The following is a 25,047-nucleotide window of genomic DNA, read 5'->3' on the forward strand; positions in this document are numbered from 1 at the left end:
ATTTGGTTCCTCTTCATTAAATGATGGTTTAAGACGCATTAAATGATGGTTTAAGACGCGATCGATTATGGTTTTGCCGAATACTTTTTACTGTTTTCCAGACAGGCATTTGCTCGCTTATCCGACCGCTACTTACACGTTCCACGTTGCAAATTGCCGTATTTCCCGACCACGCTTTGCACACCTTGGATATCAGCATCACTCAGGCCGCTGAAATAAATCTGCATTTTGGCAATGCTCATGCTGCTCGATCCGCCGCTGCTCTGCTCGCGGATTTGGGCATTAAACCCCGCATTCTGCAAGCGCGACAAAGTGGCCTGCGCAGACTGCCTGTCTGAATAAATCCCAACCACAACGCCACCGCCGCCTATCGAGCCGTTGAACCCTTTCGATGTTACCTCGTCCAACACCGATTGCGCATCGCCCTGCCCCGACACGGTAACCGTGTATTTCACGTTACGTTTGTCGCCGCCACCGTCTCTTTGCTCTACCTTGCGAGTGGCCGCATGCGGCCATTGCACAAGTAAGCCTTTGATTCTATGGTAATCGTCTTCAGGAATGGTTACGGTAGCCGTGCGGCTGCAACGTGTATTCTGCGGCGCGGCCGGAGGCGGTGCAAAAGGGCTTTTTTCCGCTTCGCTTGTCTGATTCTGCGCCAGCTCGCGACGCGCTTTTTCCGCCGCTTCTTTTTTCAGCTTTTCGGTAAGCAGCTTTTTCTCCCGTTCCAAACGGGCTTTTTCTTCCGCTGCTTTCTGCTCGGCGGTTTTTTCTTTCGGCACATGGGTTTCATCTACGGCCGGTTCTTTTGCATCTGCTTTGTCACCCGTTTTAATCCAAGAGGGCGGCGTCTCTTCGCGTTTTTGCACCAAAGCCGACTCGGGCACCTTCAATTCGTGCGAACCTTCCGCCACAAGTTCCTTGCCGCTATCCCCGCCCGTTTTCTTACTGATGTGGATATTGACCACGGCGCCGAAAACAATCACGTTCAATGCCACCAATACGGCAAATAACCATTTCATTCTTGTTCTACCCAGTTTAACAAACCGTAAATCACAAGATTATCTATGATTTTAACCGTGTTGTCTAAAACAAATGCCTGCGGCATGGCCTGCGCCACCCGCGCCGCGCCACCACCCGTCAACACAACATCCACGGGCTTGCCCGCCCCTGTTTTTTCCTTCAGGCGGGCATGCATCAGCAAGATGGAGCCGCACACTGCATCCATCATCCCGCTGGCCAGCGCGTTGGGCGTGGTTGTGGGAAAAGGATACACTTTGCCCAGCGGGCGGTTAAGGTTGGCGGTTTTCTGCGCCATCGCCTCTTTCATTAAATGGAAACCCGGCATGATGGTGCCTCCCAAATAATGATCGTCTTCACTAAGCGCATCAATGGTTACAGCCGTGCCGCAACTCACCACCACACAAGCGTTCTGCGTGAAACGGCGGCTGCCCAAAGCGTTGAACCAACGGTCTGCCCCGTGTTCGGCGGGGTTGCGGTAATGATTGCGGATACCCAGCCCTTGCGGCATAGAAGCCAGCCATTCAATCTGATTGGGAATTTGTTCCGCTACCTGCGCTTTCTTAACCGGGCCGCACACAGCCGAACCGACCACACGCATTTTACCGCTGCCGTACTCCGCCCATTCCCTGCCCAGTTCCGATAAATCCCGATAAGGCGCATGGTTCAAATGCATAATGCGGCCGTTTTTCACCCAAGCCCATTTCAGCTGGCTGTTTCCGCCGTCAAGAAGCAGAAATTCGGTGTCCGGGCTTTTCATCTCAGATTTGGCTTCGCCGCTTTGCCGCAAGCTGACCTCACCGCTCACTACTTCGCGCACACCTTCTTCAGTTTGCAACCGCAGCGCCCCATGCGGCCCGACACCTACCACCTTGCCTTCGCAAACAATCTGACCGTCGCTCAGCAAACACACTTCCTTCCCTTGATCACGGTGCGCAGCCTGATAATCTTCCACAAACGCGGCGAATCCGCGCTGCTCGAAAAGCGGCAACATCCGGTCAAGCTGCTGCAACACGGCAGCCAACACGGCGGATGCGCTTATCGGCGCTTTATTGCCTGTCTGAAAAAGCGCCTGCACCGACACCGCATTTTCTACATCTTTAGGCAGCACAAAATTAATGCCGATGCCGATTACCGCATAAGTTTTTCCCCCGCGCCTCACCGTTTCTATCAAAATACCGCCCAGTTTGCGCAAGCCTGCCACCAAATCGTTCGGCCATTTAATCTCTGCCTGCACATCCAAACCCGCCAAACCTTTCTGGCAGGCTAAAGCCGTTAACAGCGCCAACGCACCTAAATCCGCCTGCTGCCTGTCAAACACCCAACACAGGCTGAACATCAAACATTCGCCTGTTTTACCTACCCATTTCCTGCCTTGCCGCCCGCGCCCTGCGCTTTGAAAATGGGTTACCAACAAACGGCGGTGCATCTTTTCCGACTGATTCTTAATTTCTTCCAACAAAACATCATTGCTGGAAGTGCATTCGTGCAAAATGCCTGTCTGAAAACCCGGCGCGGCCTGCCGCAAAGCCGCTTCATCAAATACCGCCAGCGGACGCACCAACCGCCATTGCCCGTCGTGCTGGCGCAGCAAACCACGGATATGCGGCGGCATTTGCTGCCACACACCATTTAACTGGTAAGGCTTCATGCCCGTGCGTCCGCACAGCTCAAAAACATGCCGCGGCAAACCATCGACCAATGCCGCCAGTAAAGCCCAATGCTGCTCCCGCATCATGTCAAACATCTTTCCTCTCGGCAGAACGGATTTTTTCCAAAGTTTGTGTTGTAGAAGTTTGGTGTAAAAAAGGAATCGAATAAACTTTTCCGCCCCGAGCGAGCGTTTCAGGCGCACCTACTATCTTGTCCACCGGCCAGTCGCCACCCTTAATCATAATATCGGGCTTGATTGCTTCAATCAGCTCCGCGGGCGTATCGCTGTCAAACCATGTAACCAAGTCGACACAGCCCAAAGCCGCCGCCACTGCCGCGCGGTTTTCCAAGCTGTTAATCGGCCGGTCGTCTCCTTTTCCCAGCCGCTTTATCGAAGCATCCGTGTTCAGAGCCAGCACCAAAGCTTCGCCGGTTTCTCTCGCTTGGGCAAGGTAAGTTACATGCCCTCGATGCAAAATATCAAAGCAGCCGTTTGTAAACACCAGCGGGCGGGGCAATTTGGCAATACGCTCCGCCACTTGCTCCGGCGGGCAGATTTTTTGCTCAAATTCGGGTAAGGGCCAGTTATTCATAATACGGTTCCTTTTGTTTTGACACGGGATAATAATAAAATGTTGCCGCAATCATACCCAAGCAACAGGTTTTAGAAAAGGCAAAGCCCGCTCAACATTGAGCGGGCTTTGGAATTTGGGGTGGCTGATGGGGCTCGAACCCACGACAACCGGAATCACAATCCGGGGCTCTACCAACTGAGCTACAGCCACCACAATTTAAACTGGTGAATTTTGGCACGCCCGACAGGAATCGAACCTGTAACCCCCGGCTTAGAAGGCCGGTGCTCTATCCGGTTGAGCTACGGGCGCTCTACCTTAATCCTATCGCGCATAAGCCTTTCAGGCTTGCTTATTTTCTGGTCGGGGCGGTGGGATTCGAACTCACGACCCCCTGTTCCCAAAACAGGTGCGCTAACCAGACTGCGCTACGCCCCGACGAGAGGATGCAACTATACCCGAGCATCGGGACTTTAACAAGCATTTTTTGTAAAAACTTATCCTCAAACTCACATCGTTTTGTTTTTTCAAAATATCTTTTCAGACAGGCATTCATTAAAGTTAAACAAAAGATGCAAAATTTTGCAAAAAATGCGACAATAACGCCGTTTAATTTCCACCCATTCAAATACACAGGCATTCTTCCATCATGACAGCACAAATCATCGACGGCAAAAAAATTTCGCAACAACGTTTATCCCTTGTAGAACAAAAAGTTTCCGAACGGAAAGCCCTGGGTTTACACACACCTTGTTTGGCCGTGGTTTTGGTTGGCAACGACCCTGCCAGCGCCGTTTATGTGCGCAACAAAAAGCTGGCTTGCGAAAAAGTCGGTTTTGAATCACTTTCCTATGAATTGCCGGAAGACACTACCGAAGAAACCCTGCTCAAATTAGTGGACGATTTAAATGCCAATCCGAATGTCGACGGCATTCTGGTACAGCTTCCTCTTCCGCCTCAAATCAACAGCCAATCGGTTTTGGAACGCATCTTACCGCACAAAGACGTAGACGGTTTCCACCCTTATAACGTCGGCCGTCTCGTAGTGAAAATGCCGCTGATGCGCCCCTGCACACCCAAAGGCGTGATGACGCTGCTGGAAGCATACGGTATCGATGTGGTCGGAAAAAAAGCCGTTGTGGTGGGCGCATCCAATATTGTCGGCCGACCGCAGGCTTTAGAGCTACTGCTTGCCCGTGCCACGGTAACGGTTTGCCACAGCGCCACTCAAAATCTGGCGGAAGAAGTTGGTGCCGCCGATATTGTGGTGGCCGGCGTAGGCAAACCGAATTTCATCAAAGGCGAATGGATCAAGCCCGGCGCGGTTGTGATTGACGTGGGCATCAACCGCCAAAGCGACGGGCGTTTATGCGGCGATGTGGAATTTGAAAAAGCCAAAGAACGCGCCTCAATGATTACACCCGTTCCCGGCGGCGTCGGCCCGATGACAATCGCCACTTTGCTTGAAAACACGCTCCATGCAGCCGAGCTGCACGACAAAACGGCATAAGCATTTCATTAACCGTAAAAATAACCGCAACATGAAATCGGAACACATTCTGCAAACCATACGCGCCCTCAATGTGATGCTTTCGCGCAAGCTGAAAGCGCCCTTCGGCGTGATGGGGGTTTATTGTGCGGATAAAACCCCGGAAGACATACCCTCTTCCGGCACTTACTACCTGCTGGATAAAACCGGCATCACGCTGATTCAAAACAACAATGTGCGTGCGGAATACCGCCTCGGCCAGCGCTCTTTGCTCAATTTTTTTCTTGACCATTGCCCTGAAGACAAGCGCCGCCAAGCCGCTATTCTGCTTTCTTATTCCCCGCTGTTCTGGCGCTTGAGATCCGCACTCAATATCCACGCCGGCACCATACCTCTCGGGCGCCTGCTGCAAAATATTGCCAGCACCGGTGCATTGGCCGCTCTGGTCATCACTTGGTTTGCCGCCCGCCAATCGCAACCAGAAGCCAAGCCTGTGGCTGTTTATATGAGCATCTGCTTTATCCTCGCCCTCAGCAGCATCGCGCGCATCGGCGATTGGTGGGACGACATCCGCGCGGGCATCAACCCGGGCATAGATTATGCCCGCCGCTTAGGCTTGGTGCTCGCGGGGCTGGTTCCTTTTTATTACTACGCCAACATTACCCACTCGTTACTGGAAAAGCCGCTGCAATATACCTTGCTTTCAACCACCGCCGCAGCGGTGTGTATGTCTTTTTTCAGCAACCGCAATTGAGTGCATTTACTGAAAAGCGGCGCTGCCAAACACCCGTATACATTTTTGTTTTCAGACAGGCATTGCCCGCTGAATAATGAATACCGCAAACAACACCCGTTCTTTTGTTATACTAAACCTCTTTTTCCTTACCGATAACATTCCAACCATGCTGCTCAAACTCATCACCGACGCACGCAATGCCTTACTGCTGCGCTACAAACCCGCCGCAGAATACCGCTATGCACCTCCGGCAATCATCGGCATTTTATTGCTGCTCGGTCTGCAAAACGCCGCGGCTTTCACGCCCCTCTTCGGCCGCGACGCTGCCGCCATCGTTTTTTCTCTGGTTTTTGTTACCGCAAAATGGCTGCTGCTCAGTTTGATCATGCAAACCATCTTACGCCCCGTAAACCGGGCCGGAAAAACTTCTTATTTCGGATTTATTCTGGCTACCGAAGCCTTATTGGCACCAGCACTTATCGTTTTGTATTACCCCGATTTAGCCGGAGTGGCGGTGTTTTGGCAGATTTGGTGTTTTTGGGCGCAGGCCGCCGGATTAATGTATCTGAGCCGGTCTAACGGAATAAAAGTATTGCTCGGCTACCTTTGTTATGCGATTGCCATGATTATTACGGCATCCGTTCTTATCGGCATATTCGTCGGCCTCGGTTTATTTGACCAAGCCGAATTGATGAAGCGCAGCCAAGAAATATTAAAAGCCGGCCAGCTCACCCCTTAAGCAAACAAATGCCTGTCTGAAAAATGTTTTCAGACAGGCATTTGTTTCACTTTAGCGCATTACATCACATCTAATGTTTCAATTCCCAACAAGTCCAAACCCGTTTTCAAGGTTTCCCCGGTCAACTTCGCCAACTGCAAACGGCTATTGCGCACTTCGCCCTCGGCTTTCAAAATCGGGCAGGCTTCGTAAAACCGGCTGAACAGCGTGGCCACTTGGTAAAGATAAGCGGCAAGATAATGCGGATAAGCCGTCTCGCCCACATTGTTCAAAACATCTTCAAACTTCAAAAGCTCAACCGCAAGCTGTTTTTCCAATCCTTCCGTTAACACGGGGGCGGCAGCTTCATCCCATTCGCCCGCTCTGCGGAACACGCTTTGCACGCGGGTAAACGCATATTGCAGATAAGGCGCGGTATTGCCTTCAAAGCTCAACATATTATCCCAGTCAAACACATAATCGCTGGTACGGTTTTTACTCAAATCGGCATACTTAACTGCGCCGATACCCACAACCTTGCCGATATCGGCGGCAGACTGCGCATCCAGTTCGGCATTTTTATCCCGCACCAATGCAGTCGCCCGTTCCACCGCTTCATCAAGCAATTCCACAAGTTTCACCGTATCGCCGCTGCGCGTTTTGAACGGCTTGCCGTCTTTACCCATCATGGTGCCGAACGCAATATGCTCGGCCGCCACATTTTCAGGCAGCCATCCTGCTTTGCGCGCAACGGTAAAAAGCTGCTGGAAATGCAGGGCCTGGCGGGCATCCACCACATAAAGCAGGCGGTCGGCACCAAGCTCGTTCACACGAAAGCGGATACAAGCCAAATCGGTGGAAGAATATAAAAAACCGCCGCCTTTCTTCTGCACGATAAACGCCGCCGGTTCACCCTCTTTATTTTGGAATTCCTGCAAAAACACCACTTTGGCGCCGTCATCTTCCACAACCAACCCTTTTACGGCCAATTCATCCACCACAACCTGCAAGTCGTTGTTATATTTGGATTCGCCGGCCACATCATCAGGGGTTAATTCCAGCCCCAACGTGTCGTAAACATTTTGGGCATGGCTCAGCGAAATATCGACAAACTGCTTCCACAAAGCCAATACAGTTTCATCGCCGCCTTGCAGCTTCACCACATAGTCGCGCGCAACATCGGCAAAAGCAGCATCTTCGTCAAAACGGATTTTGGCTTCTCGGTAAAACTGCTCCAAATCAGACAATTCGAATCCGGCATTGTCTTTTTGCTGCTCAACCATATAAGCCACCAGCATACCGAATTGCGTTCCCCAGTCGCCGACATGGTTTTGACGGATAACTTTATGCCCCAAAAAACCCAACACACGGGCAATACTGTCGCCGATAATGCTGGAACGCAGATGGCCTACATGCATCTCTTTGGCCAAATTGGGCGAAGAATAATCAATCACCACGGTTTGCGGCTCGGCAACCGCCTGCACACCCAAACGCACACTATTTAATGCATTGCGCAAGCCTTCTGCCAAAAATCCGGTATGCAGACGCAAATTGATAAAACCCGGCCCTGCCACTTCCGCATGCTCGATAACCGCATTATCCGCCAACGCTTCAGCAACTTTCTGCGCCAACTCGCGCGGGTTCGCTTTCGCCTGTTTAGCCGCGCCCATCACGCCGTTTACTTGAAAATCACCGAAATCGACACTTTTGGCAGGTTGCAACACAATCGGGCTGCCGCCGATACCCGCCGCTTCAAATGCAGCTTCAATTTCTTTGGCGACGCTTTGGTGTAAATTCATATTGCTCTCGATTTATTCAGTTAAATGTCAAAAATTAAGGCGCTATTTTAAAGGAAAACGGCGGTGATAAACACCCGCCGCTTATCCGTGTTGCAACGATTCATATCATTCGCAAAACAACAAACTGCGCACAATATGCAGTAAATAAGTTCACAAAATCATACGCGCCATATTTGTGCTCAGCCTCGAAGTAGGCATGCTACTAAGCAATTGTTTTGTTGCTGATAAAACCGGCAAATCAAAGCCCAACACAAAAATGCCTGCCTGAAAACTATGGTTTCAGACAGGCATTTTAATTCGATAGTTATTTAGTACAAACAATGCACTCTTTATTTAAGGTCGGCAGCTGCTGCTTCAAAATTTCCGGCTTTAACCTGACTGGCTGCCGCACGCTCTTTATCCAAATCTTCCAACTTTTTTTGCCCTTCGGACACAGCCCGAAAATCTTCGCGCTCTTTTGCCATCTTGTCGGCTACCTGCTGGGCGGAAACGCCATTAGCCGAATGCTGCACTTGACTGATTCTCTGCCACTGCCCGTAAATAAAATACCCCAATGTCCCCAAAATTAAAACAATAATAACGGCCAAAACAGCACTATCAGGCAATTCCTGCTGAGTTTTCATAAGTTGTTTTCCTGTAATATGTGTAGATAACATTATTGTTTATGTTTACTTTCTTCCTACTAAGCGCGCTATTTTATATCAAAACCATACTTATAGCGTATTAATTCCATAAATTTTATCGAAACACTTAAAAAACCGTAGCTACTTGAAGATAAACGTGGTTATTTTAAGACAGTTATTCTACACAACTGTGTAAGTAATTGAACGGTATTTTGTATAAAAAAATAAGCATTGCTATTTTTTTTGTACCGCTCTTTTTAGCATAACCCACCAATCTTTCCAGCCTAAAACCGGCCGCCGGTTGAACACATCATAGCGGTTTGCATCTAATTTATGCAGAATTTGCTGCCCGCCCAAAATAATCATCCTCAATTCAAAACCGATTCTGCCTTCAAGCTTGCGGCCCAGAGGCGAACCCGCTTTCAGCATTTTATGCGCGCGCTCGCACTGATAGGCCATCAGCCTCTGAAATGCAAAATCGACCTTGCCTTCGGCAATCTGCGCTTCGCTCACGCCGAATTTTTCCAAATCGTCCTGAGGAATGTAAACACGCCCTTTTTGCCAATCCACCGCCACATCCTGCCAGAAATTAATCAGCTGCAAGGCTGTGCAGATGCCGTCGCTTTGGGCAATGCTGCGGCTGTCGGTTTCTCCGTAAAGATGCAGCATCAGCCTGCCTACCGGATTGGCGGAGCGGCGGCAATAGTCCACCAGCTCGGCAAAATTTTGGTAGCGTTTTTTCTCTACGTCTTGCGCAAATGCCGAAAGCAGATCGTAAAAAGGCTGCAAAGGCAGATTGAAAGGCTCAATCGCCTGCTGCTGCAAACGTTGGACTAACGGATTTTCCGGCGTTTTTCCGGCGGCTATGGCGTCTAATTCCTGTTTAAACCCGGCCAGTTGCTGCAAGCGCGTTGCGTTTGGGGCAGCACCTTCATCGGCAATATCGTCTGCCGTGCGGGCGAAGGCGTAAATGGCGTGAACGGGCTTGCGCAAACGGCGAGGCAGCATAACCGAGCCGACGGGGAAATTTTCGTAGTGGTTGACTGACATGGTTTCTTTGTGTTCTGAAGGTTTAAAACAAAGGCTTTTGAGCGCGGTTGAGATAGCCGTGCAAAGGTTTGGGCAAGCCGTATTGTTGCAGGTTTTGCATGCCCACCCAATGCCTGTCTGAAACGTTTTCAGACAGGCATTGGGCTTCAAACGGCATAATCTCAAGCAGACGGTGGGTAAGCCTGTGGGTAAACGCGGCCTGTTCGCTCAAACTCTCGGGCGGCAAACCCAGTTCTGCGGCAAAGTCATAAAGCGCTTGCTGGCTGTCAAAACAGGGCACGCAATAGAGCCCCGCCCAAATGCCGCTTTGCGGTCGTTTTTGCAGCAATATTCTGTTGTCCGCGTCGTGCAGCACCAGCCAATAAAACGGCTGTGTTTTCACTTTAACCGCCGCTTTTTTCAGAGGCAGCTCGTGCACCCGGTTTTGCGCTTTGGCTTGGCAAAACGCTTCCATCGGGCATTCTCCGCACAGAGGTTTGCTGCGTTTGCACACGGTTGCACCCAAATCCATCAGACCTTGCGTGTAGGCAGGCATATCGGCCGGATCGGGCGGCAACAGGCCCTCGGCCAACGCCCACAGACTGCTTTCGAATTTTTTGTCGGCCGGATTGCCTTCGCGCGCAAACACGCGGCACAGCACGCGCTTCACATTGCCGTCTAAAATCGTTTCCCGCCGTTGGAAAGCAAACGCCGAAATCGCCGCCGCCGTGCTTCTGCCCACGCCGCAAAGCTGCTCCAACTGCCGGCGCGTGTCGGGGAAAATGCCGTCGAATTCCGCCACCACCTGTTTGGCGGCTTTATGCAGATTGCGTGCGCGGCTGTAATAACCCAGCCCGGCCCAAAGCCCGAGCACCTGATCCTGCTCCGCCGCCGCAAGCGCATGCACATCGGGAAACGCGGCAATAAAACGCGGATAGTAGTCCAACACGGTTACCACCTGGGTTTGCTGAAGCATGATTTCAGACAGCCATACGCGGTAAGGGTCTTGTGTTTGCCAGGGCAAATGATGGCGGCCATGCTTTTTCTGCCAGTTTACCAAAGCATCGGCAAAGCCCCTTTGCGCCGCTTCGGGCATTGCATTTAACGTTTTTTCGGCAGCATCCATGTTCAGACAGGCATTTAAAATAATACGAGGCCGGTATTGTAGCAAGAATACGCACCCTGTTCTCACCATGCCTGTCTGAAAATCTTTCAGACAGGCATGACAAACCGACAACAAAAATACAACACTACCGTCAAACACCCGCCATTGTTCGCTTTGCCGTCAAAATTGTGCATCACGGCACATTATCCGGCCACTAACACATATGCCGGATATTGCCCGCCCCCGACCAATTCATTACAATCCGAAACTCTATTATCTGTCCAACCCAAGCAAAGAAAGGAGCACATCATGATTCACACCGTTTCAATCCGCTCAATCACTCTTTGCAGCCCTGCCGCATAAGGCACACATCCAAATTCTGTGTTGCCCGCAACCGGGCTGCTTTCCCAAACAGCAAAACAACGCGCATAGTATTTATGCCTGCTTTTTTGCGCCTTAAGAAAGTTTTTTTGTTTATGGGCACAGAATATTCCCCAAAAACCATTATTATCGCCGATTCAAACACTTGGATAGAAGGCAACGCCATCCGGCAGCTCGAAACCACCGCCCGCCTGCCCCATATGCGCTGCGTGGCCGGCATGCCGGACTTACACGCAGGCCGCGGTTATCCCGTGGGGGCGGCATTTTTCAGCAGCGGCCACTTTTACCCCGCCCTAATCGGTAACGACATCGGCTGCGGCATGGCCTTTTGGCAAACCGACTTACCCGTCCGCAAAGCCAAACCGGCCAAGCTGGTCAAACAGCTCGGCAACATCGACACGCCGCTTGATGAAAGCTGGCGGCAGCACATTGCCGGTTTGCTGCCGAATCCCGCATTTCCCGAAGCCGCCGCCGGTGCGTTGGGCACCATCGGCGGAGGCAACCATTTTGCCGAGCTTCAATCCCTCGACACCGTTTACCGCCCCGAAAAGCTGCCCGCCGCATTCAGGCCAGATTGCTTGCAGCTTTTAGTTCACAGCGGTTCGCGCGGCCTAGGCCAACAGATTCTGCGCCGCCATGTGGAACGCTTCAGCCATCAAGGCCTGTCTGAAAGCAGCAGCGAAGCAGCGGCTTATCTGGCCGAACACGATGCCGCGCTTGAATTTGCCCGCGCCAACCGCCGTTTGATTGCCGCGCGCATGTTTGAACGCTGGCGCGCCGAAGGCGAATGCCTGCTGGACGTGCACCACAATTTCCTGCAACGCGCCGAAATCAAAGGCGAAGCCGGCTGGCTCCACCGCAAAGGCACCACTCCGGCCAACAGCGGCTTGGTGATGATTCCCGGCTCCCGCGGCGATTACAGCTATTTAGTCGAACCTGCCGTAGACTGCAGCGCCTCGCTTTACTCGCTGGCACACGGCGCCGGAAGAAAATGGCAGCGCAGCGAATGCAAAGGGCGCCTGTCGCACAAATATTCCGCCGACACCTTAAGCCGAACCGAGTTCGGCAGCATCGTCGTTTGTCGGGATAAAGCCTTGATTTACGAAGAAGCACCGCAAGCCTATAAAAACATCGACAGCATCATCCGCGCGCTGGCCGATGCCGGGCTGGTCATTCCGGTTGTCCGTTTCAAACCGGTGCTCACCTATAAAACCAGCGGCACTTGCGGAGGTTAATTATGAGCATCAGCTTACACATTTCCACCGCACAAGGGCCTGCCGAATGCCGCATTTTCGCCCGCTTCGCCCTGCAAAAGCTGCTCGAAGAAGCACAGGGCTGCGGCATCACGGCAGAAATCCTTGAGCACACGGCCGACAAACACGGCATTTTATCCGCCACGGTCGGGCTGGACGGAGCAGCCGCCGAAGCCTTTTCAAAAAGCTGGCAAGGCACGCTGCAATGGATTTGCGGCAGCCCCGTCCGCCCCAAACACCCGCGCAAAAACTGGTATATCGGCATTTTCCGCCTGCCCGAACCGGTTGAAACCGCCGACGGCGGCAAAATCGTGTTCCAAACCTGCTGCTCCGGCGGCAAAGGCGGGCAACATGTCAACAAAACCGAAAGCTCCGTGCGGGCCACCCACACGGCCAGCGGCATTTCCGTGCGCGTAGAAAGTGAGCGCAGCCAACACGCCAACAAAAAACGCGCCCGGGAGCTGCTGCTGCAAAAAATCGCAAGCTTGCAGGCCGCCCAATCGGAGCAACATGCAGCCGCCAAACACAGCCAGCTTTATCAAGTTGAACGCGGCAACCCGATCCGGGTGTTTGAAGGTGTTCATTTCAAAGAACGTTAACGCTTGTGCGGCAATATGAACCATGCCTGTCTGAAAGGTTTTCAGACAGGCATGGTTCAATCCGCAACAATATAGCCAACCCACTTACATAATAACAATACCGCCATACTCGGGCTTGACCCGAGTATCTTGAGTTCCAATAACATTAGGAGATACTCGGGTCAAGCCCGAGTATGACGAGTGTGTTATTTTTAAGTTGATTCACTATATCAGCTTGTGAAACATTGGTTTGCACCCAACAAAACAAATACCCTACAATGCCGCTCATCATTCACATCCCCAACCCATCATGGCACATAAACTCCTCTTACCACTCATCTGCTCTTTCGCCATCGCCACAGCTTGTGCGGCAGAATCCCGGCTTTACTCCATCAATGCAAAAACCACCGGCGCCCCGTTTGACATGACCGCAACCGAAATCAAGCGCGAGCACGCAAAGTCCTACCTCTCCGCGCCCGGTTTCTCGGAGCGCACCGCCGCCCAATCCCGCTGGCTGATGTGTGTTTACACCGATTTAACACTGAAACGGGGCTTTTCCCACTTCACCGTTGTTTACCCGCCTGAAAACTCCGACGTCATCACCCTCGGCTTTGCCAACTCGGAACGCGCCAAACCCAAGCAGCTTCTGGGAAAAGACTACGCGCCCGAACGCATGCTGGGCGAAGCTGAAGAAATGATGCCGGTCGACACGTTTTCACTGCTTTGCGGCTTTTAATTCGCCGGCAGCTCCCCATAAAAAATGCCTGTCTGAAACACTTTCAGACAGGCATTTCCTATTTCTTATTCCACCTCGGCTACCGGTTTGACCACAAACTTCGGCTCCTCAACTTTCGGTGCCACCGGCTCGCGGTTACTCTGAATAAACTGAATCTGACGGCGCACCAAAAATGCCAACACCAACAACACGGTTACTCCGCCCATAAACGCCGCGCGCATCGCATAAAGCAGATTGAAACCGATATTTTCTCCGAACTCGGGCGCAAACAGCAGCACCATCAACAAAGGCACCATCATAATCAGCAAAATATACAAACGCTTCCAGAAAGAGCCGCTTACCTCTTTAACCTCGTCACGCGGATCGTCGCACAAATATTTCAACACGCCTTGCAGCGGTTTGCCCAGCAAAGCCCAGCAGGCAAGGCTTACCAACAACGACGCAGCCGTCATCACACCAATAACACTCATCACATGGCTTACAGGATAGTCCATTTCCATTCCTTTCGTTATTTCTGTTAAAAAAGAAATTTACTTTTAAAAATTAAAGCAGGTGCTCTGCTTTAATCAATCGAAATACCGCTTTGTCAAACCAAACGACCGGCGTGGCAGTTTCAGACAGGCATTTTCATCGTGCCAGCATCACTTGTTGCCTCCTAAAAACTTCTGCACTTTCGCCCCCAGCTTCAAAACCTGAGCCAATGTACCGGTGGAAAGCTTCAGCATTTCGCGCGTCCAATTCGTTGCCACTTCCATAAACTGCTGCGTATCGCGGATACGCTTCTGAACCTGCTCGTTTTCCTGGGCAAATTCAGGCGTGGCCATCAATTCGTTTAAAAATTGCAGCGTCGGCTCGATTTCCCTGCGTTGGCGCTCTTCCACAATCGTGCGCACCAAAGTCCACACATCGTCTGAAGTCGTAAAATAATCGCGCCTGTCACCCAGCTGGTGGGTTATCTGAACCAGCTTCAGGCTTTGCAGCTCTTTGATGCTGTTGCTCACATTCGAGCGCGCGAGGCTTAACGTTTCGGCAATTTCTTCCGCATTCATCGGCCGCCCGATAATAAACAGCAAGGCATGGATTTGCGCAACGCTGCGGTTGACGCCCCATTGCGTGCCCATTTCGCCCCAATGCAATACAAATTTTTGAGTGGTCGGATTCAGTTTCATGCTTCGTATTATAAGCTATTATTAATTTCTGTCAATACAGAAATTTTAAAAAATTAAATTGTTGGTTAGGAAGATTAGAAAGTTTTATAATAACCGGGCAAAATCCGAGAGAGATACACCATGAATATCACCATCATCGACCATCCGCTGGTTAAACACAAACTCACCTTGATGCGCGAAGCCGATTGCAGCACCTATAAATTCCGCACACTCACCACCGAGCTGGCGCGCTTGATGGCCTACGAAGCCAGCCGCGATTTCGACACCGAAAAATACATTATCGACGGCTGGTGCGGCGAAATCGAAGGCGAACGCATCAAAGGCAAAACGCTTACCGTCGTGCCGATTCTGCGCGCCGGTTTGGGCATGCTCGACGGCGTGCTCGACCTGATTCCCACCGCCAAAATCAGCGTAGTCGGCCTGCAACGCGACGAGGAAACCCTAAAACCCGTTTCTTATTTTGAAAAATTCGTCGACAGCATGGATTCGCGCCCCGCGCTGATTATCGACCCCATGCTGGCCACCGGCGGCTCTATGGTTGCCACTATTGACCTGCTGAAGCAGAAAGGCTGCCGCAATATCAAAGCGCTGGTTTTAGTGGCCGCCCCCGAAGGCGTGAAGCTGGTAAACGAAACACATCCCGACGTAACCATCTACACCGCCGCGCTCGACAGCCATCTTGACGAACACGGCTACATCATCCCCGGTTTGGGCGATGCGGGCGATAAAATTTTCGGCACCCGCTGAATTTTGCTTAGAAAATACAGACCAATCAAAATGCCTGTCTGAAAATTTCAGACAGGCATCTGTTTCACCTACCTAAGAAAGAACGTACCATGAATTTTCAAGACAATCTCGCAACCCTACCCGATATCGGCCATTTAAGCGGCTTGGATGTGCAAGACACAGCCGGCAATACGCTGCACCATATCCCCGCTGCACCCGGCAAGCTCGGTTCGCTCAAAGTTTACAACGCATTGGCGCAGGAATTTAACGGCGCATTAAACGCCCAAGCAGCCGAGCGGGGCTTGACATTATTTGCTGAACACGTTGCCGATGCCCAAACCAACCCCGGCAAACATCCGAATATCGACCTGCTCTTTAAAGTTAAAAACGAAAACCTCACCTTGCAGCTCAAACCGCTCAACGCATAATCCGCAAGCGGTAGGGTTTTGTAAATTGATCCAACTTTACCCGTTACTTAACGCTGACACACTCCAATAAAATATGTGTTTTAATCCCAATGCAAATCGAATGCCTGTCTGAAAACCTTTCAGACAGGCATTTATCTTTACTTTTAAAATGTTATATTATAACATCAACATTTATTCATTATGATTTCCATCACCTCAAGAAAGAGATTTTATGCAAAACAAAACCGCTCTATTTGCCGTTTGCGCCCTACTCCTTTCCACAGCAACACAAGCCCACCGAGTGTGGGTGGAAACCGCGCATACCCACGGCGGGGAAATCCTGAAAGCCGAATTGGGCTACGGCGAATTTCCCGATATGGAACCGATTGCCAAAGACCGCCTGCATATTTTCAGCAAACCCATGCAGCTTATCACCGGCAAAGGTAAAGAAGATTTGGTGCAAAAAGGCCAACATAACTACCAATACCAAAGCAAAAAACCGGTAAAAGACGGCAGCTATCTGGTAACCGCGGAATACCAGCCCACTTTCTGGTCGAAAAACAAAGCCGGCTGGAAACAGGCCGATATGAAAAAAATGCCTGATGCCGAATATTGCGAACAAACCCGCATGTACGGCAAAAATATTGTCAACGTAGGACACGAAAGCGCCGACACCGCCATCATCACCCGCCCGGTCGGCCAGGGCTTGGAAATCGTGCCTTTGGATAACCCGGCCAATGTGCATGTGGGCGACAAATTCAAAGTAAAAGTTTTATTCAACGGCGAGCCCTTGCCCAAAGCCACAGTTACCGCCACTTTCGACGGCTTTGACACCAGCGACCGCAGCAAATCGCATAAAGTGGAAGCGCAAGCTTTCTCAGACATAACCGGCGATGACGGCACGGTAAACATTATTCCACTGCGTCAAGGTTTCTGGAAAGCCAGCGTGGAGCATAAAACCGATTACCCCGATCAAAAAGTCTGCCAGAAACTGGCCAGCTACACCACAATGACTTTCCAAATCGGCCACACCCATCATTAACCGAAAAGCAAGCATACTGCCGATAAACTTAAAAAATGCCTGTCTGAATATTTTCAGACAGGCATTCGTTTATTTAAGCTGTATTTTGTTTATGCGACATCCCGCAACGTAAGCAAAGCTTATTTGCAGGACACGCCTAAAATTTTAGGTTGGTCGTCTTTTGATAATTTGATTTTGCAGCTGGTAGAAGAAGAGCCGCTTACCACCGCATAGCGGTTGCCGCCTTCATTGCTGCTGCGTATGTTTACAGGTTCTTTCACACCCATCGAAAGCGATGTTCTGGCCAAGTTTTCAGACAACGCAGCCGGCAAGCCGGACGTATCTTCCGCAATATTAATGGATTTTTCTTTAGACACGGCCATCGGGCTCAGCACCAAAGACAGCACGGTCAAAAAAACAGTACCTGTGCGTTTGTTCATGGTTTTATTCCTTGTTGAGTTGCGCATGACAGCGCAGACAGCTCCAATATAAGGGATAATCTTGAAAACAACTGCTTTTTTGCAGATTTTTTACATAAGCACGCTTTAAAGTGTGTCATAAACATACACAAATGTATGCCTGTCTGAAACCGATATTTTCAGACAGGCATAATTCATATCAGAGTCTACTTCACCACTTCCTCTTTGATTTCATTTGGATTTTCCGGCGCTTCGATGCTTTCGTCCACTTCATGGTCACCGGCTGCGTTGTAGCTGTCTGATCCGGAAGGCAATCGGAACGCTTTCATCACCTCAGGGAATTTTACTGTTTTGCTGTTGTCCGGCTTGAATGTAAACACCGGGTTGCCGAAGCGGTTTAGAGTTATAGCTATTTCAAAATTCAAAGCTTTTTCTTTACCGTTGGTTTGCAGATAACTCCGACGCGCCACAGTGCGGCCTTTGCCGTCTAAATAAATGCTTTCAACCATGGGGCTGCCGACCATTTTTTCAAAAGCCTCCATGTCATTAACAAGGTTGGAAACACCGTAGTCGTCAACCGTATCGGCAGCTTCAACCGTTTCTGCGGAAGCTTTCATAGCCGATGCCGCCTCGGTCACTTCAGCCATTTCGTTTTCCAAGGCAGAGCCTGCGTCTTCTAATTTAACACCCAAAATTTGGGCAACAACCGAACGTACGGTTTGGTAACTTTCCTCAGAAGCGCCTTCTTCCAAACCGGCTTTCTGCATGTGTGTAAACTCATGGTCGAAATCCCGGTAAAATGCTTGGTAGAAAGCTTCCAGATTTTCTTTGTTCCAAACAATATCCACTCGGTGTTTTGCGCCTGCTCGTTTGCCGAATTCATCCATCTCTGCCGCTTTGTAAGCTTCCGGCGGTACGGCTTTATAAGCTGTATAACTGGCTTTTACAAGCGCCTTCAAAGTGGTTTTCAACGGAATATTTTTCTTTTCCACATCGCTCCAGGCAAACTTTATCGGCTGTTCGGTTAAACGCTCAACCAATTCTTTGTCTTTAATGAAAATACTCATAATCGTCGGAACGGTTGCCGGCATATCAATCGTAGCCGTCATATTTTTTCCGTCCAACAAAATAGGCATTTTCATACTGCTGTATTCGTTTTTATTATTGTTAATAAATTCGGGAATCAATTCGATTTTTTGTTGGCGCAAATCAACCGCACCATTCATACGCAGCTGCATATTTTGTATGTATTTGGTTATGGCCGGATATTCCTGTGCCAAGTCAGCAGCCTTGCCGCCCCAGTTACCTTCTTCAACTTTGGAATAAAGGTTATATTCTTCATATTCAGCCTGCTCGGATGATTCGGCCTTTGCCTCTCCGGCTGTATCGGCATTGCCGACCGCTTCAGCTTTCTCCCCGCTTTCCTTCTCGCGTTTCTTCTCGGCCTCGGCAGCCACTTGCGGCGCCACGCCTTTATCCTTATCACTTAGAAAAGTATAAGCTTTACTTTCAAAATTGTAACTGTAATCTTTGCTTAAACTGCGGTCGACAGAAATTCCCACCATTTCATGCGGCGCTTTACCGTCCAACGTGCTGCATGCGCTCAAGCCGAAAGCAGCTACGGCTACCGCCAACAAAGTCTTCTTCATAACTTTTTCACCCTTTTTTGTTAAATTAGTTTAATTTTTTCAAAATTGGATTATGCCCGAATTCTTTATTTCCTGCAAAATTTCGCTATAATCCTGCTAACCGACACACACTTTTTATAAAAATGACACAAACCGTTACCCTTTCCGGAAGCTCAATCAGCTTTTCCGTTGATGAAAACGAATCCATCTTAAGCGCGGCCAAACGCCAAAGCCTCAATCTGCCCCATTCATGCCAGAACGGTATCTGCGGCCAGTGTAAAGCCGAAGTTATGAGCGGCAACGCCGTTCAGGGCGGGCACGCAGAGCAGGCTTTAACCGCAGAGGAACAGGCCGCCGGCAAAATTCTGATGTGCTGCTCAACCGCGCAAAGCGATTTGGTGTTGAATATTCCCGGCTTCGATGCAGACACCCCGCCCGTACGCACCCTGCCGGCGCGCGTAAATTCGGTAGACTGTATCCACGATGTCGCCATTGTCACGCTTGCTTTGCCCAAAGCGCCGCCTTTTTCATTCTACTCCGGCCAATACATTGATATTCTTCTGAAAAACAACCACATAAGAAGCTACTCCATTGCCAGCCCTGCCAGCCGGCCCGATACGTTGGAGCTGCATATCCGCCGCCGTGAAAACGGTTTGTTTTCAAATATGCTGTTTGGTGAATCCCCCGTGGTAAAAACCGGAGCCGTTATGCGGATACGCGCGCCTTTAGGCAGCTTTACCCTGCGCAAAAACAGCTCGGCGCCTTTACTCTTATTGGCTACAGGCACAGGCTTTGCGCCGATTAAAAGCATCCTGCAACACTTGGTCGAACACGATAGCAGGCGCGATGTTCATTTTTACTGGGGCGCCAGATATGAAGCAGACATCTACCAAGCCGATGTTGCCGCCGAATTGGTAAGCCGCCTGCCCAACGGCCGTTTTACACAAGTATTATCGCGCCCGCACGACGGTTGGCAGGGAAAAACCGGCTATATCCAGCACCATATTTTGGCAGACTACCCTGATTTGTCGGCTCATGAAGTGTATGCCTGCGGCTCTCCCGCTATGATTGAAGCCGTGCAACAGCAATGCGAAACCCGGCAAAACCTGCCGCGCGAATCTTTTTTCTCTGATGCTTTTTCGCCATCCCATTAAGGTTTTGCTGTTTAGGCAAAGCTTGAAGCCATATAACCAATGCCTGTCTGAAAAAACATTTCAGACAGGCATTGGTTATCCAGTAGTCAAACCATATGGTTAGTAGCGAATACAAATACGCCATACTCATTCAAATCAAATATAGCAAATGAAGCTTTGTCATTTGATTCGCTACATCATCCCGTGAGCTTTATTCTTGCGGCTCCTCACCATCGGTTTCATCAATCTTACCTTCCGTAATCTGCACGGTAGTGCCGGCTTTTTCACGGATTTTGCGGTCGATTTCATCGGCAACTTCCGGATTTTCTTTCAGCCAAACACGCACATTGTCTTTACCTTGGCCTATTTTTGCACCATTGTAGGCATACCAAGCGCCTGATTTCTCGACAATGTCGTATTTCACGCCCAAGTCTATCAATTCCCCTTCCCAGCTCACACCTTCGCCATACATGATATCGAACTCAGCTTGACGGAAAGGCGGCGCAACTTTGTTTTTAATCACTTTTACTTTGGTTTCATTACCCAAAATGTCTTCGCCTTTTTTAATCTGGCCGGTGCGGCGGATATCCAAGCGCACGGAAGCATAGAATTTCAATGCATTACCGCCGGTTGTGGTTTCAGGGCTGCCGAACATCACACCGATTTTCATGCGGATTTGGTTGATGAACACCACAAGCGTATTGGTTTTTTTGATATGGCCGGTCAGTTTGCGCAAAGCCTGGCTCATCAGGCGGGCATGCAGGCCGACGTGGCTGTCGCCCATTTCGCCTTCAATTTCAGCTTTAGGAACCAGTGCTGCCACAGAATCGATAACCACCATATCTACGCCGCCGCTGCGCACCAACATATCGCAGATTTCCAATGCCTGCTCGCCCGTGTCCGGCTGTGAAACCAATAAGTCTTCCACTTTCACACCAAGCTTGCGGGCATAAATCGGATCAAACGCATTTTCGGCATCGATAAAAGCGCACACGCCGCCGTTTTTTTGACATTGTGCAATGGTTTCCAAGCAAAGTGTGGTTTTGCCTGAAGATTCGGGGCCGTAGATTTCTACGATGCGGCCGCGCGGCAGGCCGCCTACGCCCAAAGCCAAATCCAAGCCCAGCGAGCCGGTGGAGATAACTTCCAGATTTTCGTCTTGATGGCTGCCGTCCATCTTCATGATGGAGCCTTTACCGAAGTTTTTTTCAATTTGCGCGAGCGCGGCAGCAAGGGCTTTGCTTTTTTCGTCTGACATAGTGTTCTCGTATGAAAATTCGTGTAGTAAAAATCCCGTAAATTATCGCATATCCTCGCTTGCTTGGCATGGGTTTTTAGCCCGGGCAATATTTGAGCCGGTAAAAGTGCCTCAAGTCCCACAAGTGAGCTTTGCAGCACTTTTACCGGCTCAATATCGGCAAAATTTATAAAAGTGCCAAGCCGGTTAAGCTTGTGCCGAAGCTTCCGCGCCTGCCGGTAAGCCAAAGATTTCGCGCAGAATCACTTTATAAAAAGCAAATGCTTCGCGGGCGCCTTCAATGGCTTCCGCTTGCGCAGTTTCGCTCAAGCCAAGATTGTTTAGATGTTGGCGGAATTCACGCCAGTGTTTGCCGCGGCCATCAGGATGCGCATCCAAGTGGCGTGCTCCTCTATTCTCGTCAAAACCCAATTGCTCTTTGGCATCTTTGAACAAGAATGCCGCACCCAAATTGGAACCTTCCGCACAATAAAGCCAACCCACGGCTTTGTTGCCTTCCGGTTTAGGCAATTCGCCTGCGTAAACATAAGCCTCACGCTCTAAATCCACCAAGTCCTGTACCACGGCATCATAGCGCGCCATACCTGCCAAATCGGGAATGGATTTATTTAATTCTGGATCTTTGTAGATACCGTCTACGATCTTGTGGAATACCGATTGCAGATTAAGAAATTTCACGTAGTTTTCCGTGTCTGCAAAAGGCTTTACCGACATAACCAGATTATCCACGCTGTCGTGGATGGTGCGGGTATCTTCTTTCAGCCTTTCGGCAAAAGTTTTGGCTTCGTTAGTCATAGTTGTTTCCTTATTAAAATGATATTCATCTGAATTTAACATGTTTACATAAAGCGGTTTTCAGACAGGCATGTAAAGAATGCCTGTCTGAAGCTTAGCCAGAGGCTTACATATCAGCTGAATGTATCATTAGAATTTGTATTCCAAAGATACCGCATAGTTCCGACCGGGAGCATAGAAACGCTCAAGTCCTTTGCCTTTATCATCTACAGTATTGGTTGTACTCGGGCTAATTTCATTCAAACCGCGCATGGTATCCCAAGTGTTATATTTTCGATTGAAAACATTGTAAACACCGGCCCGTAGTATCAAATTCTTGTTGGGGCGGACATAACCGTAAACATCAAATACCGCTGCCGATTTGTTCAGCCACTGATAGATCAACAGCTCCGGATCACTATAACTTCTGGTTCGAAAATTATAACGGTGTTTCCAGTATTTGGTATCTTCTGCTTTTTTCGCCCGTGTGTAGGTTAGGCGGTTGAAAATACCCCATTTCCCATCCGGTTGTTCATAATCCAAGCCCACAATACCTTTCAAAGGCTGAATTGACAGCAAGCTGGCACCGTTGGATAGCTTACCCCTGCTGTATCCTAAACCTCCGACAAGTTTCAAACCTTTAACGGCAGGCATCCATTCGCCTAGGTTCAATTGGCCTTTCACTTCAATACCGCGCACTTTGGCCTTATCCAAATTAACCATTTGCTGAACAGGTGTTTGTATAGTCTTTGTACAAAACCCCAAAGATTCAAAATAATCATCACAATAAGGGTTAGTATTTTCTATAATATTTTCCTGTTCAAACAAGAAATTACGGTAATTGGTTTGGTACAGGTTTACATCCAACGCACCTTTATCGTTCTTGCTCTCTAAAAATAAAGTGTGGGTTAAGCTGCGTTCTGCTTTCAAATTTGGATTTTGACGCCAAGTACCCGCATAATTTTCAAAAGAAAAATACATTTCTGATGCAGTAGGCACACGGTAGCCGCTGGCTAAATGGTATCCGGTACGCCAAGTTTGATTCATCTGCGCATTCAAGCCCAAAGTGCCGCTCCAACCTGTGAATGTCGTAGCAGAAAGAGGCTCTTGATTACAAGTGGTGCAAGGCAAAATAAACGGCAGAGGCTTCACACGGGTATGGTCGTAGCGTACGCCGATATGTCCGGAGAATCTGTCGTTCCAGCTAATGTCATCCAACAAAGAAAAGCCGTATTGCGTAGTTTTGCTTGGATTTTGAATACTGTATTTTTTATCCAAACCAAATTTATTTGTGTCATGGTTGTTATTTTTAAAATCATTCCTCGCCACAAATGTTTTAAATCTTAATGTATGGCTGCCCAAAAAATCGAAGGGCTGACTATCCATCCGCAAAGAAATACGCTTGAATTGAGTGTACATTTTGCGATTTTTATGTTCAAAAGGCTCTTCTTTGCCGATAGGATCGAAGTTGCTGTCATACAAAAACGAACCATTATGCGTTAAAGCGCCTACTTCAGTGTTTGAATAGTCTGCTTCTGTTCTCAAGAAAGCCAAACGGCCAGAATTCGGTTGGTATTCGTAATATACATTTGCATTTACCCTTTTATGGGTATCATCCGCTTCCCGCCAACCAGAAAGCACATAAGAGCGTTCATCTACATAATTACTTCCATGCTGCCCGTTAACAGCAATACCGGCTCGGTGGTTATCATTGAATTGATAACCCAATTTGGCCAAATAACTGTTATAGCGGTGTGTGGCAGGATCAGGCACACCGCTGTCATTTCCATAAGTGGCAGGGCCGTAGCCTCTGCTTTTCAGTTCATGGCCGTACCGGTGCGAATACAACACAACCGCATCCGCTTTTTCACCCAGAAAACCGGCACCCATGGTTTTTACCCATTCGCGGTTTTTCGTAGCATACGCACCGCGGATCATCGCCCCGAAGCTATTGTCCGGCAACACAATATCTTCCGCACTTAAAGTGCGGTAATTCACGCCGCCACCCAAATAACCGCTACCTGAATTAAAAGAATCCGAGCCTTTTACAACATCAATGTTGTTAACCAATTCGGAATCAATGGTTAAGCGTGAAGAGTTAAAGTTTCCATAACGGGAATAAAGCGAGTTTTCTTGAAAATCAGGAACGCTCACGCCATCCACACTCACGCCTACGCGGTTGCCCTCCACTCCGCGCATTGCAAAGCCTTTCAAGTGGCGGCCATTGTCTGCGATGCCTACATCTGTGGAGTAACGCACCAAATCGCGTGTATCCCGAATCATTTCGTTATCAATATCTTTACGGGTTTTACGCTCAGTAGTTACCTGTCCTTGGCGCTTCCCCTTAACAGTTACTGTTTCTACTTCTGTGGTTTCGGCTTGGTTGTTATCCGCAGCTTCAACTGTGTCTGCATAAGCCGGCATATTGAATGCTATGCCCACCATGGCAGCTATTGGCAATAAGCGAGTTTTCATCATTTCAAACAATCCAGATATTTATACTTCGAATTAAATGATTAATCAAATATTTTATTTAATAATAATAATTCTTATTTATTAAAATAAATAAAATAATATACATTAATTAAATTTCATGCGCAAATGTTTTTTTACATTGTTTTGCATAAAAACAACACGCATCAAGGAACTATCACAAAACCTTATAAATATTCGATTTTCCGTCTTCCCATTCGAGACAATAAAAATCACACTTTATTTAAGAAGCATCAATTTCCGAACAACGCGTCTTATTGATAAAACCAATATTCGGCAGAAAGCCATAACCGTAAAAATGCCTGTCTGAAACAGGTTTTCAGACAGGCA

At 49.3% G+C, this 25,047-nt stretch carries 24 protein-coding genes and 3 tRNA genes; 10 read left to right on the plus strand and 17 right to left on the minus strand.

Annotated features, from left to right (window positions below; translation table 11 throughout):
• Window positions 1–128: 128 nt before the first annotated feature.
• The 6 genes from EL143_RS11980 to EL143_RS12005 form a co-directional block, all read right to left on the minus strand.
• Window positions 129–1,019, minus strand: a complete 891-nt coding sequence (locus EL143_RS11980) for a hypothetical protein (protein ID WP_085416558.1) — start codon at window positions 1,017–1,019, stop codon at window positions 129–131.
• The gene (locus tag EL143_RS11985; protein WP_085416559.1) at window positions 1,016–2,764 is read right to left on the minus strand and encodes a bifunctional biotin--[acetyl-CoA-carboxylase] ligase/type III pantothenate kinase; all 1,749 of its coding nucleotides are present in this window, start codon (window positions 2,762–2,764) and stop codon (window positions 1,016–1,018) included. Before EL143_RS11985 ends, EL143_RS11980 begins: the two co-directional genes overlap by 4 nt.
• Window positions 2,757–3,263, minus strand: a complete 507-nt coding sequence (gene rfaE2 / locus EL143_RS11990) for a D-glycero-beta-D-manno-heptose 1-phosphate adenylyltransferase (RefSeq protein WP_085416560.1) — start codon at window positions 3,261–3,263, stop codon at window positions 2,757–2,759. The genes EL143_RS11985 and rfaE2 overlap by 8 nt, the downstream gene beginning before the upstream one ends.
• A 116-nt stretch (window positions 3,264–3,379) precedes the next feature.
• A tRNA-His gene (locus EL143_RS11995) sits at window positions 3,380–3,455 on the minus strand.
• Between the two features lie 22 nt (window positions 3,456–3,477).
• A tRNA-Arg gene (locus EL143_RS12000) sits at window positions 3,478–3,554 on the minus strand.
• A gap of 48 nt (window positions 3,555–3,602) precedes the next feature.
• Window positions 3,603–3,680: transfer RNA gene (locus EL143_RS12005), tRNA-Pro, on the minus strand.
• A gap of 211 nt (window positions 3,681–3,891) precedes the next feature.
• Between EL143_RS12005 and folD the strand changes: the two genes are divergently transcribed.
• The 3 genes from folD to EL143_RS12020 all read left to right on the plus strand — a co-directional run bounded on the left by folD (window position 3,892) and on the right by EL143_RS12020 (window position 6,206).
• Window positions 3,892–4,752, plus strand: coding sequence for a bifunctional methylenetetrahydrofolate dehydrogenase/methenyltetrahydrofolate cyclohydrolase FolD (folD, locus tag EL143_RS12010; protein ID WP_085416561.1), 861 nt, complete (start codon window positions 3,892–3,894; stop codon window positions 4,750–4,752).
• A gap of 31 nt (window positions 4,753–4,783) precedes the next feature.
• Complete coding sequence (locus EL143_RS12015) at window positions 4,784–5,485, plus strand: hypothetical protein (protein WP_126326797.1); 702 nt, start codon at window positions 4,784–4,786, stop codon at window positions 5,483–5,485.
• A 76-nt stretch (window positions 5,486–5,561) separates the two neighbouring features.
• A complete protein-coding gene (locus tag EL143_RS12020; protein ID WP_085416563.1) occupies window positions 5,562–6,206 on the plus strand; it encodes a hypothetical protein in 645 nt (214 codons plus the stop codon).
• Between the two features lie 59 nt (window positions 6,207–6,265).
• Here EL143_RS12020 and argS read toward each other — a convergent pair whose 3' ends face one another.
• The 4 genes from argS to mutY form a co-directional block, all read right to left on the minus strand.
• Window positions 6,266–7,984 (minus strand): arginine--tRNA ligase, encoded by a 1,719-nt coding sequence (gene argS, locus EL143_RS12025; protein WP_085416564.1) that lies wholly within the window; start codon window positions 7,982–7,984, stop codon window positions 6,266–6,268.
• Window positions 7,985–8,313: 329 nt separating this feature from the next.
• Complete coding sequence (locus EL143_RS12030) at window positions 8,314–8,607, minus strand: hypothetical protein (RefSeq protein ID WP_085416565.1); 294 nt, start codon at window positions 8,605–8,607, stop codon at window positions 8,314–8,316.
• Between the two features lie 234 nt (window positions 8,608–8,841).
• A complete protein-coding gene (hpnC, locus tag EL143_RS12035; protein ID WP_085416566.1) occupies window positions 8,842–9,657 on the minus strand; it encodes a squalene synthase HpnC in 816 nt (271 codons plus the stop codon).
• 22 nt (window positions 9,658–9,679) lie between these two features.
• Window positions 9,680–10,732 (minus strand): A/G-specific adenine glycosylase, encoded by a 1,053-nt coding sequence (mutY, locus tag EL143_RS12040; protein WP_169709820.1) that lies wholly within the window; start codon window positions 10,730–10,732, stop codon window positions 9,680–9,682.
• A gap of 485 nt (window positions 10,733–11,217) precedes the next feature.
• On the opposite strand from mutY, the gene EL143_RS12045 reads away from it, so the two are divergent.
• The 3 genes from EL143_RS12045 (at window position 11,218) to EL143_RS12055 (ending at window position 13,689) form a co-directional block, all read left to right on the plus strand.
• A complete protein-coding gene (locus EL143_RS12045) occupies window positions 11,218–12,357 on the plus strand; it encodes an RNA ligase RtcB family protein (RefSeq protein ID WP_085416595.1) in 1,140 nt (379 codons plus the stop codon).
• Window positions 12,358–12,359: 2 nt separating this feature from the next.
• Window positions 12,360–12,974 (plus strand): peptide chain release factor H, encoded by a 615-nt coding sequence (prfH, locus tag EL143_RS12050; RefSeq protein ID WP_085416568.1) that lies wholly within the window; start codon window positions 12,360–12,362, stop codon window positions 12,972–12,974.
• Window positions 12,975–13,263: 289 nt separating this feature from the next.
• Entirely contained in the window at window positions 13,264–13,689 is a 426-nt protein-coding gene (locus EL143_RS12055) for a hypothetical protein (protein WP_126326799.1), read from the plus strand.
• A gap of 65 nt (window positions 13,690–13,754) precedes the next feature.
• Here EL143_RS12055 and EL143_RS12060 read toward each other — a convergent pair whose 3' ends face one another.
• Complete coding sequence (locus EL143_RS12060) at window positions 13,755–14,183, minus strand: hypothetical protein (RefSeq protein ID WP_232001300.1); 429 nt, start codon at window positions 14,181–14,183, stop codon at window positions 13,755–13,757.
• A gap of 147 nt (window positions 14,184–14,330) precedes the next feature.
• Window positions 14,331–14,858: a GbsR/MarR family transcriptional regulator gene (locus tag EL143_RS12065; RefSeq protein WP_085416571.1), complete on the minus strand. Its 528-nt coding sequence runs from the start codon at window positions 14,856–14,858 to the stop codon at window positions 14,331–14,333.
• Between the two features lie 120 nt (window positions 14,859–14,978).
• Between EL143_RS12065 and upp the strand changes: the two genes are divergently transcribed.
• The 3 genes from upp to EL143_RS12080 all read left to right on the plus strand — a co-directional run bounded on the left by upp (window position 14,979) and on the right by EL143_RS12080 (window position 17,033).
• Window positions 14,979–15,605: a uracil phosphoribosyltransferase gene (upp, locus tag EL143_RS12070; protein ID WP_009117139.1), complete on the plus strand. Its 627-nt coding sequence runs from the start codon at window positions 14,979–14,981 to the stop codon at window positions 15,603–15,605.
• Window positions 15,606–15,694: 89 nt separating this feature from the next.
• Window positions 15,695–16,012, plus strand: coding sequence for a DUF2322 family protein (locus EL143_RS12075; protein WP_085416572.1), 318 nt, complete (start codon window positions 15,695–15,697; stop codon window positions 16,010–16,012).
• Between the two features lie 211 nt (window positions 16,013–16,223).
• Entirely contained in the window at window positions 16,224–17,033 is an 810-nt protein-coding gene (locus tag EL143_RS12080) for a DUF4198 domain-containing protein (protein ID WP_085416573.1), read from the plus strand.
• A 119-nt stretch (window positions 17,034–17,152) separates the two neighbouring features.
• On the opposite strand, the gene EL143_RS12085 is transcribed toward EL143_RS12080, so the two are convergent.
• Together EL143_RS12085 and EL143_RS12090 are read right to left on the minus strand one after the other, a co-directional pair.
• Complete coding sequence (locus EL143_RS12085) at window positions 17,153–17,452, minus strand: hypothetical protein (protein ID WP_085416574.1); 300 nt, start codon at window positions 17,450–17,452, stop codon at window positions 17,153–17,155.
• 185 nt (window positions 17,453–17,637) lie between these two features.
• Complete coding sequence (locus EL143_RS12090; protein WP_085416575.1) at window positions 17,638–19,080, minus strand: hypothetical protein; 1,443 nt, start codon at window positions 19,078–19,080, stop codon at window positions 17,638–17,640.
• Between the two features lie 122 nt (window positions 19,081–19,202).
• Between EL143_RS12090 and EL143_RS12095 the strand changes: the two genes are divergently transcribed.
• Window positions 19,203–20,213: a 2Fe-2S iron-sulfur cluster-binding protein gene (locus EL143_RS12095; RefSeq protein ID WP_085416576.1), complete on the plus strand. Its 1,011-nt coding sequence runs from the start codon at window positions 19,203–19,205 to the stop codon at window positions 20,211–20,213.
• A gap of 190 nt (window positions 20,214–20,403) precedes the next feature.
• On the opposite strand, the gene recA is transcribed toward EL143_RS12095, so the two are convergent.
• The 3 genes from recA to EL143_RS12110 form a co-directional block, all read right to left on the minus strand.
• Window positions 20,404–21,450, minus strand: a complete 1,047-nt coding sequence (gene recA / locus EL143_RS12100) for a recombinase RecA (protein ID WP_085416577.1) — start codon at window positions 21,448–21,450, stop codon at window positions 20,404–20,406.
• 186 nt (window positions 21,451–21,636) lie between these two features.
• Entirely contained in the window at window positions 21,637–22,245 is a 609-nt protein-coding gene (locus EL143_RS12105) for a biliverdin-producing heme oxygenase (RefSeq protein ID WP_085416578.1), read from the minus strand.
• A gap of 129 nt (window positions 22,246–22,374) precedes the next feature.
• Window positions 22,375–24,702 carry a TonB-dependent hemoglobin/transferrin/lactoferrin family receptor gene (locus EL143_RS12110; RefSeq protein WP_085416579.1) on the minus strand — a complete coding sequence of 776 codons (2,328 nt, stop codon included), beginning with the start codon at window positions 24,700–24,702 and terminating at the stop codon, window positions 22,375–22,377.
• Window positions 24,703–25,047 lie beyond the last annotated feature (345 nt).

Origin of the sequence: Neisseria canis (genome assembly GCF_900636765.1) — a bacterium.
GTDB classification, from domain to species: Bacteria; Pseudomonadota; Gammaproteobacteria; order Burkholderiales; family Neisseriaceae; genus Neisseria; species Neisseria canis.